A 13,331-nucleotide genomic window follows, 5' to 3' on the forward strand; every position below is an offset into this window, starting at 1 on the left:
CACCGTGCCTCTTTAAATCAAAAAAGTGCTGAATCCCTCGTGGATTCAGCACTTTTTATTATTCGTTTTCCAATTCTTTAATATATTTATCAAGTTTCTTCTTATCCTCACCTGATATCGCCGGGAATTCTGGATTAATGCCCTCCAGCACGTGAATCATCGCTTCCGTTATAATTCGGCGCGTATGCCATTCATCATCCGCCGGCAGTATATACCATGGACTGTGTTGTGTTGAAGTATTATTCAGCATATCTTCAAATACTTTTTGATAATCATCCCATTTTTTTCGCTCTTCAACATCTGAAAATGAGAATTCCCACTGCTTATCTGGATCTTTCATCCGTTTTAAAAACCGTTCTTTCTGTTCATCTTTCGACATGTTAAAGAAGAATTTTACGACAGAGAAACCATTTTCCGATAAATACTGTTCATAATTATTAATCTGACGGTAGCGTTTTTCAATTTCAGCATCACCATCTTCGAGTAAATCATGAATGCGTGTCGCAATCACATCTTCATAATGCGAGCGGTTTAAAATCGCAACCTGACCGCGTTCGGGTTCACCGTCGTGCAATCTCCACAAATAATCATGCTTCTGCTCATTTTCATTGGGTTTGCCGTAAGTCGTGACTTTCAATCCCTGTGCATTCAAGTTCGAAAAGATATAGGAAATAGCTTCATCTTTACCTGCGGCATCAATTGCCTGCAACACGACCATAATGCCGTTCTTCCCCTCAGCATGCAGTTTCAGATGGAGCGCCTTCATCTGTTCCACGAGCGGCGGAATTATATTTTTTTTTATATAATCGTTATCTTCTTTTTTACCTTCAGATGTCTGATAATCTTTCAGATTTATATTTTTCGTACTCGGTACTTTGTAATCCGATAAATTCATTAGAAACACTTCCAATCTTGGGATATGTCATGATAATACCCGATAACAGCAGCAGGAAAACTGTTTACTGTGTCAAAGAACAGACGTCACTGTCACAGTAAAAGGTTTACTGTGCCAAAGAACAACCCTCATCAACCGATATCCATTAAATTTTCAGCCGTTTACCATGATGAACAAGCAGTCCGGCCATAATCAGCAGCCAGACGATTACTGCAGCAAAAATAGTTATCTTCGGAATGACCATTAATAACTCCAATTCCAATGCCATCGACAGATTCACCGTACCGACTGTGTACATTGCAATCGGGAAGGCCATGCCCCACATATCAGGTGTGTACGAGAGCGGATAATGGTTTATCACATGTCGCCAGACCCCGAGTGTAATTAACAGCGGAATCCACCATGTACCAAGTGCCCAGAAGAACAAGGTAAATCCTTTAATAAAGATTTCAAGTTCAGCAGCAATCCCGGTACCGTTCAGCACCAGTACAGATCCTGCGAGTGTTGTTATCGCAAGTGCGCCCATGCTGATCCAGTAGGGCGGTGTTAAAGCCATTGCTTCGATTTTTAAAAACATCAGACGGTAAAATATAAACGCAATAATATTTAAATATAACGCACAGCCTAACAGAAACAGACATAACGAAATAAATAACATTACTTCTGTGAATTCAGTACTGCCGGCAATCAAAGTGCCCAGCACTGCAAGTGACTGTGTAGATACAACAACGAGCAGCCATCCGCCGTTTACCGATTCATCGACTAACGGCTTAGCTTTTTTAATAATTATAAGAGTAAAGAATGTATACATCAAAATAAGCCAGATGATTAACGCCGCAACCCAAAAGACAAATCCGGTCTCAGCCATATTTTTAATAATAACGAACTGGCTGCCTAACACACCTGAAGCGGCAATCAATGTAAAGAAACCCGGACCTTTGCCGTTATCGTTTAAATCCTGCACAAAGTCATTGGTATTAAACAGCAATCTGACACCGTTCAGAACGAGCAGCAGTACAAATATAAAAACGTTAAAATACAGCAGCACTTCAGCTGCCAGTGGAACATCCAGGTACCACAGGGATAATGATAAAGCACCAGTCGCCATTACCATTGCAAAGTAGCCTGGATATAAATGACGGGACTGGCGCTGTAAAAATTCAATCATGAGTTTCACGCTTTCTTCATAAAAAATAAATTCAATTTCAAGTGGTGTTATTCTTTTCTTTTCTCGAGCTGACGTTCACGTGTTTCCTGGATTAACCAGGGGCTGTCTTTTTCTGTCTCGAGCCGTCTGTTATCTTCTTTAATCCGGTCGAGCACAATTCTCATTTCTTCATTCTCGAGCAGATAATTTTCCTGTTTCAGCCGCTGAAGTTCGATTTCTTTATCGATATGTTTTAATTTAATCTTTTCCATGCTTCTTTTGTGGGAAAGATAGTTATTAATAATACCGGCAGAAATACCGGCCAGGATAATAATGAGCAGCCACATAGTATTGCCCCCTAAAGAAACTTATTTAATTTCACCATTGGCATACGGAATGAACTCGCCGTATGCATATTCGCCGTTCTCGTTTATATACTCAACCTGACCGTAAAGCCAGACTCTGAAGTGGCCGGTTAAGCCGTGATGAATATTGACGAAAGGCACTTCGAAGTAGCCTTCAGTCTCGTTTAGTACAGGATCTTCAAAATTGATGAGCGACATATCAATTACATTTTTATCGTAATACGCTGAAATGAAATCCAGCACATTATCTTCGTTTACGACTGCAGCATTGGATGTATAAGAAGGGTAAATCAGACTAACGTTATCATCTTCGTCACCTTCCACCACGATGTAGAAGTTTGCATCCTCAGCCGGCTGATACGTTAAAATGCGCACATTCGTCCCGGTATCTTCAGGCGATAAATCCTGCGTCGGCTCACCGAAAGATTCGATTACTTTATCTAAAGAAATATCTTCTTCAGGAGTAACCAGGATCTGTTCAACAGTATCTGACGGCGAAGAATATCTTACGCCAATGTCGTTGAACACTTCGTCTACGGGCACATCATCTTCATCTGACGGCTCACCTAAGGTCGCAGCAACTTCATTTTTAGTCATACCGCGTTCAATACCGCTATAGCTGTTGTAATAATAATTATTTAAATAATCTTTGTGAAAGTCAGGTGAGAGAACATCAACGTTCCCGGTACTGTCGTAAGCCGGCTCCAGTTCAGGTTCTTCAGGCTTTTCTTCTGATTCTGAAACTTCATCGTTTTCAGCAGAGTTTTCTTGATCTGTTTCTTCTTCAGCAGTTTCCGGTTCAGGTTCATCAATGGGCTGGGCATTGCTGCAGGCAGCGAGCATTAAGATGAAAAACGATAATATAAGTAATCGCATTACAAAACACGTCCTTATTTTAAGTTTCGGTGTGCCGGTAAATCTGTGAACATATTATCTTAATTTAAATTATACCTTAAATACTTCCATGAGTTAAATCGGGGAAGTGAGGGGGAGAATATGATGTTAGGAATTCGATGAGCCTCTTTCATAGGAATCCGTAGCGTTTGGGAATTCGATGAACTTCTTTCATAGGAACCCGCGGCGTTTAGGAATTCGATGAGCCTCTTTCATAGGAATCCGTGACGTTTGGGAATTCGATGAGCCTCCTTCATAGGAATCCGTGACGCTTAGGAATTCAATGAGCGTCCTTCATAGGAATCCGCAGTGTTTAGGAATTCAATGAACCTCTTTCATAGGAATCCGTGACGCTTAAGAATTCAATGAGCGTCCTTCATAGAACTCCAATAGCCAAATTCACACGAACCTACCTGTTTACCTTCTCATTTCTCATCAGTAAGTACTTAATCAGTAACCCGCATAAAGCTCCACCAGTTAAAACGAGCCCGCTTACAAGAAACTCACGAGATTCTGAAATGAATAAATCAGAATCAACGAAAAAATAAATGATTGCAAAGATAAAAACCATAATTATAAAAAACATCAAAAAGTCGCGCATAACATTTCCCCTTTGTTTTACTTTTAACAACCTGCCAAACGATTTATTTCTTTAAGTGTAAGTTAACTTCACACAAAAATAAAAAACAGGCAAACCCTTCCGGATTCACCTGTCAACATTTCATTTAAATATTAAGCAAACATCTTCATAACGCCGCCGGCAACTGCCAGGTCGAAGTAGCCTGCGCCAACGCACTTGTAAATGGTGATGTCTGTATTGTTCTGGCGCAGGTGGCCCTGGTCGTATATATCAGCGAGTGTGCCTTTGATATCATCCCAGCTGATAATCCCCGCTTCAACTGCATCGATCAGTTCACCGGCTTCGTCTTTTACCCCGTCCATGTCATCGACATAGATATGGTCGGCGCGCTCAATCGCTGTGCGGTCCATTTCTTTCATTTCGTGAGTAAATGAGCCTACACCGTTAACATGGGTTCCCGGCTTAAGCAGCTCACCTTTATAAACGGGCGTCTTGCTCTGTGTAGCACAGTTAATAATATCACTCTGCTCAACGAGTGCATCGACATCTGTAATGACTTCGATATCTGCCCAGATACCAAAGTCTTCTAGACGCTTTTTAAACGCTTCCGCTTTTTCTGCAGTACGATTATACAGATAAATTTTCTGGATATCGCGGACTTCAACGACGCCTAAAACCTGTTCAAACGCCATATTGCCTGTACCGATAACGCCTAGTGATTTCGCATCGTCTCTTGCCAGTTTATCGGTCGCAATCGCAGTCATCGCACCTGTACGGAGTCTCGTTAAATACGAGGCGTCCATACTCGCCTTATGGGCGCCGTCTGTCAGGTCCGTTACTAAAATATTACCCTGCGTTGTCGGCAGATTTTTATTAGTCGGAAAAATCGATACTGTTTTAATAATCGATACCTGCTGAGTTAAGCTGATGCACGGCATGTACAGCATTGAACTGTCTTCGCCGGCAGGCAGCACCGTGCGGATTGATTCAACAATCTTATCTTCGTTGTAATCTTTTAAAATCGCGTTGACGTCTTTGATCGCATGGCTGATTTTATATTTTTCTTCGATTTCTTTGTCTGTTAATGTAATCAATGTCTTCACTCCATAATAATATTATTCGGCGTTCATTAATCTGTCTTCTTTATCCTGAGCAGATTCCCCGCGCATTGCGAATACTGCAATAAGTGACACAATTGCTGTCATAACAATGTACAGTGACACCGGAATGCTTGAACCATTGAACTGGTTCATCAGGAATTCAGCGATAAGTGGTGCAGAACCGCCGGCAACTGCAGCACCAATCTGATAGCCGAGCGTAACCCCAGTATAACGTACTTCTTTACTGAATGATTCAGAGAACATCGTTCCGAGTATTGCGGTAATCGGCGGCCAGATTACAACCAGTCCGATGAATGTTGCTAAGATAACGAGCATCGGTTCATGTGTATTCACGATAAAGAAATACGGGAATGCATAAATCAGCATGGCCGTCGCACCGATCAGGAACATCTTTCTTCGTCCGACTCTGTCGGACAGACTGCCCATAACTGGAATCATAATTGTCGTGAGCACAGATACCGCCATAATGGCCAGCATCATAAATTCGAATGATACGTCGAGACTCGAGACACCGTAACCGACGATGAACGTTGTAAAGATATAGAACGGTCCGGTTTCAACAAATTTAGCACCTGTCGTAATCAGTACTTCTTTCGGGTGCTTCTTAAAAATTTCAACGATCGGCAGACGTCTGACTTCGTTTTTTTCAGCTGCTTCTTTCTGCATTTGAACAAACGCCGGCGTTTCATCGAGACCTTTACGGATTAACAGGCCGACAACAACGAGCAGCAGACTGAAGATAAACGGAATTCTCCATCCCCATGCGAGGAATATTTCTTCAGGCATTGCCCATGTGAGCAGGAAGAATGAACCGTAAGCAAGAACGAGACCGATAGGAATCCCCATCTGCGGGAAACTTCCGAACAGCCCGCGCTGTTTTTTAGGCGCATATTCTGTTGCGAGGAGCAGGGCGCCGCCCCACTCTCCGCCGATGCCGAGCCCCTGAATCAATCTGAACAGGAGTAAGAGCAGCGGTGCTGCGATACCGATTTGCGCGTATGTAGGTAACAAGCCGATTCCGGCAGTTGCGAATCCCATTAAGCTTAAAGTAATAATTAATGTTTTCTTACGTCCGATTCTATCACCGATATGTGCAAAGATGACTCCCCCTAAAGGACGTATAAAGAATGACAATGCAAGACCGAAGTAGGCCAGAATCGTCGACAGGAACGCATCATCTGTAACGAAGAACTGCGTATTAAAAATAATACTTGCAACAGCCGCATACAGGAAAAAGTCGAACCATTCGATTGATGAACCGATCAGACTTGCTGATAATACTTTTCTTCTTAACTTTTTATCCATAGTAAACCTCCCCTTTGTCTGGCTATAGATTAGCACATATTAAAAATCATTAACATAAAAATTATAATATTCAGGAAATATAAAATGCTTAGTATAAGTTGATTTATTTTCAGAACTGGCTTAAAGTATATAAGTAGTCAATAATACGATTCCGTAGCTCAGCGGGAGAGCGCTTCGTTGACATCGAAGAGGTCGGTGGTTCAATCCCACTCGGAATCATTATTTATAAAAGCTGTCTGATGGATTTTTCATCGGGCAGCTTTTTTTATTTGTCAGATTTACAATATTTGTTATATGCTTAAGTGAATGTAAGAGAGGGTATTTGACAGTATAATTGTATACATAAAGGTCGTGATAACTGTGACTAAAATAATTGCTTCACTGCAGGATGCTGATAAAAAATTTTTCTTTAATCAGGTGCTGGCTGATATTAATTTAACTGTTAAAGCCGGAGAAATAGTTGGACTGATCGGCCCGGAGGAATCCGGCAAGACAACGTGTATCCGCTGCCTGATTGGTATGGAAGATTTAACAGACGGAAAAGCACATGTGCTGGATGAACAGATGCCGAAGCGGAAAATGCTGAGTAAGATTGGCTATATGGGCCAGGAAGCAGCAATTTACGGAACGATGACAGCGCATGAGAATATGGTGTTTTTCGGCAAACTGAAAAACCTTAAAGGACAAGAACTTAAAAGCGAAATCGATAAAAACCTCAAGCTGGTTGGACTGCATGAAACTGGGAGTAACAAGGTATCGAAGTTTTCAGGGGACATGAAGCGGAGACTGTCACTGGCTATTGCTTTGCTTGGCAGTCCTAAATTGATTGTGCTGGATGAGCCCGGGGCAGGGATTAATCCAGGGCTGAGATTGTCGGTATGGAATCATCTGAGGACGCTCGCAGATGAAGGTGCGGGCATTATCGCAGCAGCTCAATGGATGAGCGGAGTCGAACAATACGATAGAGTGGTGCTTCTTAATAAGGGCAGAATAGTGGCAGCAGGGCGGCCTGAAGCATTGATGAATGAATATAAAGCAGCTTCAATCGAAGAAGTGTTCATAAATATGGAGGCGGTTACATGACGGGGGTCGGGACAATTGCTGTGCAGACATTCAGGAGTATGCTCGGTAATGTTAAAATGCTGCTGTGGGTTCTGTTGGCGCCGCTCGTTGTCATTACGCTGATGTATCTGGTTTTTGATGTCAAAAATGAAACGGATATACGTATAGGCGTACCGGATACGATGGACCCGACCTTTACAGAAGGACTGCCGGAAGATGTGGAAGTTCTGACCTATGAACTGACACCGGTGCTTGACACACTGCTTGATACCCATGAACTGGACGCCTTTGTCAGCATGGAAGACAAGGGACTTAATGTCACTTATAAAAATGAAGACCCGCCGAAAACAGCTGCTGTAGAACAGGCGGTTGAGACAGGTGTCCGTGCTGTGGAGGATGAAAGACTGAAGGGAATTATGGCAGCTCTGCCGGAAGAGGCCGAGATTCCGAAGATTGAAATTGAAACATCTTTTCTATACGGTGATTCAGCAAGTACGTATTTTGAAAAAATGTTCCCGATACTGACAGGTCTGGTATTGTTTTTCTTTGTGATGGTCTTTACCTGTATTACACTGTTCCGGGAACGTACATCAGGCACGCTGGAACGGGTGCTGGCAACGTCAATCAGACGGAGTGAGGTTATTCTCGGCTATTTAACGGGACTCGGTCTGTTTGTCCTGCTGGGAACAGTAATGATGGTGCTGTATGCGATTTACCTGCTGGATGTAACGATTGCCGGGAGTATGATATGGGTGTTTGTCATTTATATACTGGTCTCATTCAGCGGTGCTGCGGCGGGTATGCTGATTGCGCTGCTGTCGAAAAGCGAAGTCCGGATGATGGTGCTGATTCTTTTAGTCACTGTGCCGCAGATATTTTTATCGGGATTAATTCCCTTTGACTATATTGGAGACTGGTTTAATAATATCGGCTACGGCTTTCCGCTGAGATATGCGGGAGACGCGCTGACGGAAGTGATGATTAAAGGAAACAGCTGGTCGTATATTTGGAATGAACTGCTGGCTTTAGCACTGTTCATTATTGGCTTTACGGTGCTGAGTATTTTAGGACTGAAGAAACACCGGAGAGTGTAAACTTTTTAAAAGGACTGATTGAATGATAAAAAAACTGGCGAACGTCATGCTGTATGTGCAAGATATCGATATGGCGGTGGACTTCTGGACGAATCAATTGGGCTTTACGGTGAAAGAAAAACTGGATCTGATGGAGAACTATAAAGGATATGAAGTGGCGCCGGATGCTGAATCAGAAACGACGATCGTGATGTTTCCGTTGGAATTTATCGAGAAATACAGTCCGGAAGTGAGCAGGGAAACGCCGTCATTAATGTTTGAAGTGGAGAATATTGAAGCGGTGTATGAAGAGCTGAAAGAAAAAGGCGTGAATGTCGGAGAACTGGTGGAGATACCGGGGATGAAGACATTTAACTTTAATGATGGACAGGACAACTACTTTGCGGTGAGTGAAGCGGTGAAATAGAGGACGGATTGATGATTGAATTTGTGGAGATAAATGAAAAGAACTATGAAGCGGTGGTAGGATTTGTGCTGCTGGATGAAGACGAGGAAGAAAAAGAATTAATGATTTGGCGGATGATGGTGGATAAGGACTATCAGGGTAAAGGATACGGCAGAGCGATTGTGGAGAAAGTGATGAAGCAATTTGAAGCGGATAGCAGGTTTGATGTGCTCATTGCGGATTATGTTAAAGGCAATGACGTGATGGGCAAACTGCTGGAATCGCTGGGATTTGAATATGGAGAGTTTGATGAAGAAAATAATGAGTATGTGATGAAGTTCATTACGAGGAGTAATATTTAACGAGAAAAGCAGACCTAAGCCGAGGTCTGCTTTTCTCGTTAGTAAGTAAGAACGTTGTTAATAGTCACAAGGATGTTATTAGAATGTCACAAGCCAAGCCAAATTGGGAGGTTAATGAGTTTCGAATACCTTAGTTCGTGCTCATTTATGTATTTATTATTATTATCTAAATACATTCCTGGGAAATCAGAATCTTTTTCATAATATAATTTATCTTTTTGAGTAATGTTTCTTTCAATACTTCTGGAATTATTCTTAGAACCCGACTCAGAAAAAACATATTCAATGATACCGACTTCATTAGCAGCTGTTTTAAAAGTAATTATAATTTTATTGTCGATAATATTATTAGGAATATGATGAATTTCAGGTTTTGTTGTTTTAAAATCACAGTCTACATTATTATCTAAAACATTTTTCATTATATTATCAATAATAAAATATTTAGATTGGCCTTCAGAAAGCTTCCCAACAGAAATTGATTTTGTATATGTAGTATTATTTTGAGCTTTAAAGTTATAGTAAATAACGATGTTTGTTGCGACCTGATGTTGACATTCTATTCTAAAAGTTAAAGGGCTCTTCTTTTTATCTAAGTAGATTTTTTTAAGCAACTCTAACTTTTGTGAACCGATAAGGTTTATATAGTAGTGTTCGGAAAATAGATACGCATCTTTGTCTGTGATATCAGCTCTCTCAAGGGAAAAACTTAACTTCGTTCTATTATTCAATCTAAAATTCTTATTTTGCATAGATTTTTGATAGACTACTTGGAAAATAATAAATAAACCAGCAATGACAGCAGTGAGTATAGCTGCTGAGTAATTCCATAAATCTTCTGAAGTAGCGGTAGTAGAATCTTCAAAAGTACTTACATATTCATCAACGGCTATAGGAGAAAGAATTATAAGAGTGATCAAGATAAAAATAGATAAGACAAACATTATATATACTTTGTATTTTTTAAACATGGTTATCTCCTATCCTTTAAGAATAATTTCAGTATATATCTAAAAATATTATTTTTCTATTAAATATGCTAATTATTCCATTTATTAAGAAAATTCACATAAATGAGTGGGATTCCACGGTAAATTTGATATACTTTAATTAATAAAATAGGGAGGGATTTTTATGGAGATACCTACTTTGCAAGGTGAACAGACATCTATATTATATTTGCCTAAAGAACAAAATTTACTGATAGTTGGAAGTGCGGGAACAGGAAAATCTTTACTTGCTATGTATAAATCTATTTATTTAGCGGTATCTAATCCAAAAGAAAAAATATTGTTGCTGACATTTAATAAAGCCGTGAACAATAAGATTAAAGAAGATTGTAAAAAAGTTTGTGACAATCTAAAACAAGAATACCCAGATAATTTAGAGATAAATACAATTTATTCATTTAGTCAAAGAATGATCGCAGAACTTTCTAGTCACTTTCATAAAAATGGATATGATAGTACACATGCAGAAAAGGTTATACAATTTCTAAAAAACGTTGATAGAGATGTTGTTCCGGCATTAACTGCAGACAAGAAAGCATCACTAATTACACAAGCACTTGAAAAAATCTCAAAAAAATATAATGGAGAAAGAATATTCGAAAGAGATAAATCAACATACATTGAAGAGATTGGTTGGATTGAGCGATGGGATGTTCAAAGTATTGAGGAATATGAATCCATAGAGAGAATTGGAAGAAGTAAACATAGAATTATTAGAAATGATAGAAAATACATCTGGGAGATTTATGAGAGCTATAAAAACTCGATGCAAAGTTCAGGGGTGAACAGGTTATATAGCTTTGAAAGTGTATATAGATATTTTAATCAATTACTTGAAACCTACAAAGAACTAACATTTGAAGATGAAGGAAAACTGAAATTTTATAAATATGTGATTATTGATGAATTTCAAGATTTCACTCCGGCTATGGTCAATGCGATAAGGACTTTAGTAACAAGTGAAACCCAAAGGAATGCTAATAAATCGACATACATAATAATAGGCGACGTTGCACAAAGTGTCTTTGGGAAAAGAATATCGTGGAAAAAATTGGGTTTTAATCAGCATAAAAAACATCAATTATCTATTAATTATAGAAATTCATATCAGATAGCTAATTTGGCTGAGAAAATTGCAGAATCTCCATATTTTGATAAACAAAATGAAGACTATGTAAAGCAAGTAATCAGAGATGTAGATAAGGTGCTGCCAACTATATATCGTTTTGAAAGTATAGAAGCTGAAATAAAAGAAATTTGCAATTTGGCTATTGAAAAAGGAAAAGTGGGAAGTGTAGGTATAATACTTCCTAAAAAGTACATAAAAAATGTTCAAAATTACTTTGATGAGTTAAATATTAGAGTAAAAGGATTCAGTAATTCATATTCTTATTCAAAAATACAAATAGGGACAATATTACAGGTGAAAGGACTGGAATTTGAGACTGTAATACTTCCTTTCAAAAGTGAAAATCAATACTTGAAAGATTTATTGGAAGATGGTTTCGAAGTGAAAAAAAGCAAAGAAGAGAATATCTTACCAGAAAATACAGAAGAGATACTAGAGTTATTTATAACCAATTTATATGTAGAAGTTACAAGAGCCAAAAGCGATCTAATTATTAGTTATTCAGGTGAACCAACGCCAATTCTACCTGAAATTAAGGATGTTAACTTCATTGATAGGGGATATATAAAATGAATGAATTTAGTGAATTTATACGTGAAAGAGGAATAACTACATTGGTCCATTTTACGAAAACCAAAAACTTACCTTTTATTTTAGGTAACGATCCAACTATGAATAGCGGAATAGTAGCAAATGAATTTATATCAGATAAATCATTACTTGAAAAAATAGATCCAAATAGGTGGGATGGTAAAGAAGACTATATTTGTACGTCTATTCAAGTTCCTAATCCTTATTATTTCGACACAGCAAAGAAAAGAAATGAGACGACTCTATTCAATGATTGGGTTATCCTTAAAATATCACCGGATGTGATTAATAAATCATCTAATTTCTGTTCTTTTAATTCGGCCACTGGCAAGGGTAGATATATAGAATCAAATATAGAAGCATTTAAAAAAATATTTAACAATAAGATCATTAAACCAAATCGTAAGGTTATCACAAGAAAACCAAATGAATATGCGAATAGACCTACAGATATACAAGCTGAAGTATTAATTTATAAACAAATTCCGAAGGAATATATCACAGGATTGGTTTTTCCTAACGAAGCAATTGCTAAAGTTGAACTGCTCAGATTAAAATTATGTGGTGTTGATACAAGTGAATATAAGATTTATTTTTCTGAGAGTTATTTTGAAAAGAGTAATAGATACCAAAAAAACATTGAAGATGGAGCTTCTGAGCTAAAAGTACTAACTTGATAAAGGAGGATATATGGCGAAAAGATACGTATACACAGTTGATCATAAAAATGAATATACAAAAATAGAAGTGAATTTTGAATGGTTCCCAGGCTTCTCTAAAGAACAGAAAAGAAAATCTGTTGAGAGTCTACACTCAAGTTTCTTAAAAGATTATAATGAAAAAGTTTTAGAAGTTTCAACTGCTTCGACAGAGGAAATAGGAGTGAAATTAAGTGCTTTTAATCTCAAAGTGAAAACTGCAAAAGGATACGAGTTTACAGTAGAACAGCTATTTCAAACTTCTAAAGTTTTTAAAGAAAATGGGGTGCAGACTAATTTATTGGAACAAGGATTGGATTCGAGAGAAGTGAAGAAAAGATTGAGAACTCTTCATGAGAATGATGAACTGATTGGTTTTGAATGTTTTGGTAGAAAGTTTCCACTGGAACCTAAAACGTTGTTTTATAATTGGCTCTATCTTCAGACATTGTCATCTAATGATGAACTTTCTGAGCGAATAATGGATTATGGGGCTTTTTCTGATATTAGTTTTAATCCTAACAAATCAATCAATTGCCAGGCAGAAGCCTGTGCAATATATGTGATGTTGAAAAGAAAAAAACAATTAGAAATCGCCTTGAAGTCACCTGAATCATTTAAAGAAACTGTTTATAACATATAATAAAAACAATGCCGGTGTAATAGCCGGCATTGTTTTATCTAATGTTTGGA

The 13,331-nt window shown here is 38.6% G+C and carries 14 protein-coding genes and 1 tRNA gene; 8 read left to right on the forward strand and 7 right to left on the reverse strand.

The window, feature by feature from the left end; genetic code table 11:
* Positions 1 to 58: 58 nt before the first annotated feature.
* The 6 genes from HNR41_RS09355 to HNR41_RS09380 all read right to left on the reverse strand — a co-directional run bounded on the left by HNR41_RS09355 (position 59) and on the right by HNR41_RS09380 (position 6,307).
* Entirely contained in the window at positions 59 to 895 is an 837-nt protein-coding gene (locus tag HNR41_RS09355; protein WP_184284003.1) for a PPK2 family polyphosphate kinase, read from the reverse strand.
* A 145-nt stretch (positions 896 to 1,040) separates the two neighbouring features.
* Complete coding sequence (locus tag HNR41_RS09360; protein WP_184284005.1) at positions 1,041 to 2,063, reverse strand: tellurite resistance/C4-dicarboxylate transporter family protein; 1,023 nt, start codon at positions 2,061 to 2,063, stop codon at positions 1,041 to 1,043.
* A gap of 47 nt (positions 2,064 to 2,110) precedes the next feature.
* Positions 2,111 to 2,389, reverse strand: a complete 279-nt coding sequence (locus tag HNR41_RS09365; protein WP_184284007.1) for a hypothetical protein — start codon at positions 2,387 to 2,389, stop codon at positions 2,111 to 2,113.
* 21 nt (positions 2,390 to 2,410) lie between these two features.
* Positions 2,411 to 3,283, reverse strand: a complete 873-nt coding sequence (locus tag HNR41_RS09370; RefSeq protein WP_184284009.1) for a hypothetical protein — start codon at positions 3,281 to 3,283, stop codon at positions 2,411 to 2,413.
* Between the two features lie 750 nt (positions 3,284 to 4,033).
* Positions 4,034 to 4,975 (reverse strand): ornithine cyclodeaminase family protein, encoded by a 942-nt coding sequence (locus HNR41_RS09375; protein ID WP_184284011.1) that lies wholly within the window; start codon positions 4,973 to 4,975, stop codon positions 4,034 to 4,036.
* Between the two features lie 21 nt (positions 4,976 to 4,996).
* The gene (locus HNR41_RS09380; protein ID WP_184284013.1) at positions 4,997 to 6,307 is read right to left on the reverse strand and encodes an MFS transporter; all 1,311 of its coding nucleotides are present in this window, start codon (positions 6,305 to 6,307) and stop codon (positions 4,997 to 4,999) included.
* A 147-nt stretch (positions 6,308 to 6,454) separates the two neighbouring features.
* On the opposite strand from HNR41_RS09380, the gene HNR41_RS09385 reads away from it, so the two are divergent.
* From HNR41_RS09385 to HNR41_RS09405, 5 genes are all read left to right on the forward strand, one after another.
* Positions 6,455 to 6,526, forward strand: a tRNA-Val gene (locus tag HNR41_RS09385).
* 141 nt (positions 6,527 to 6,667) lie between these two features.
* Positions 6,668 to 7,390 carry an ABC transporter ATP-binding protein gene (locus HNR41_RS09390; RefSeq protein ID WP_184284014.1) on the forward strand — a complete coding sequence of 241 codons (723 nt, stop codon included), beginning with the start codon at positions 6,668 to 6,670 and terminating at the stop codon, positions 7,388 to 7,390.
* Positions 7,387 to 8,463: an ABC transporter permease gene (locus HNR41_RS09395; RefSeq protein WP_184284016.1), complete on the forward strand. Its 1,077-nt coding sequence runs from the start codon at positions 7,387 to 7,389 to the stop codon at positions 8,461 to 8,463. The genes HNR41_RS09390 and HNR41_RS09395 overlap by 4 nt, the downstream gene beginning before the upstream one ends.
* A 22-nt stretch (positions 8,464 to 8,485) precedes the next feature.
* Entirely contained in the window at positions 8,486 to 8,869 is a 384-nt protein-coding gene (locus HNR41_RS09400) for a VOC family protein (RefSeq protein ID WP_184284018.1), read from the forward strand.
* An 11-nt stretch (positions 8,870 to 8,880) separates the two neighbouring features.
* The gene (locus HNR41_RS09405; protein WP_184284020.1) at positions 8,881 to 9,210 is read left to right on the forward strand and encodes a GNAT family N-acetyltransferase; all 330 of its coding nucleotides are present in this window, start codon (positions 8,881 to 8,883) and stop codon (positions 9,208 to 9,210) included.
* 86 nt (positions 9,211 to 9,296) lie between these two features.
* Here the strand turns inward: HNR41_RS09405 and HNR41_RS09410 are convergent, their stop codons facing one another.
* A complete protein-coding gene (locus HNR41_RS09410) occupies positions 9,297 to 10,181 on the reverse strand; it encodes a hypothetical protein (RefSeq protein ID WP_184284022.1) in 885 nt (294 codons plus the stop codon).
* A 163-nt stretch (positions 10,182 to 10,344) separates the two neighbouring features.
* On the opposite strand from HNR41_RS09410, the gene HNR41_RS09415 reads away from it, so the two are divergent.
* The 3 genes from HNR41_RS09415 to HNR41_RS09425 are packed head-to-tail and all read left to right on the forward strand — an operon-like array spanning position 10,345 to position 13,281.
* The gene (locus tag HNR41_RS09415; RefSeq protein ID WP_184284024.1) at positions 10,345 to 11,922 is read left to right on the forward strand and encodes a UvrD-helicase domain-containing protein; all 1,578 of its coding nucleotides are present in this window, start codon (positions 10,345 to 10,347) and stop codon (positions 11,920 to 11,922) included.
* Positions 11,919 to 12,617 (forward strand): DarT ssDNA thymidine ADP-ribosyltransferase family protein, encoded by a 699-nt coding sequence (locus HNR41_RS09420; RefSeq protein WP_184284026.1) that lies wholly within the window; start codon positions 11,919 to 11,921, stop codon positions 12,615 to 12,617. The genes HNR41_RS09415 and HNR41_RS09420 overlap by 4 nt, the downstream gene beginning before the upstream one ends.
* Before the next feature lie 13 nt (positions 12,618 to 12,630).
* On the forward strand, positions 12,631 to 13,281 hold the full coding sequence (locus HNR41_RS09425; RefSeq protein WP_184284028.1) for a DarT1-associated NADAR antitoxin family protein: 651 nt from the start codon (positions 12,631 to 12,633) through the stop codon (positions 13,279 to 13,281).
* Positions 13,282 to 13,331: the final 50 nt, after the last annotated feature.

This window comes from Jeotgalicoccus coquinae (assembly GCF_014207425.1).
Classification (GTDB): Bacteria; Bacillota; Bacilli; order Staphylococcales; family Salinicoccaceae; genus Jeotgalicoccus; species Jeotgalicoccus coquinae.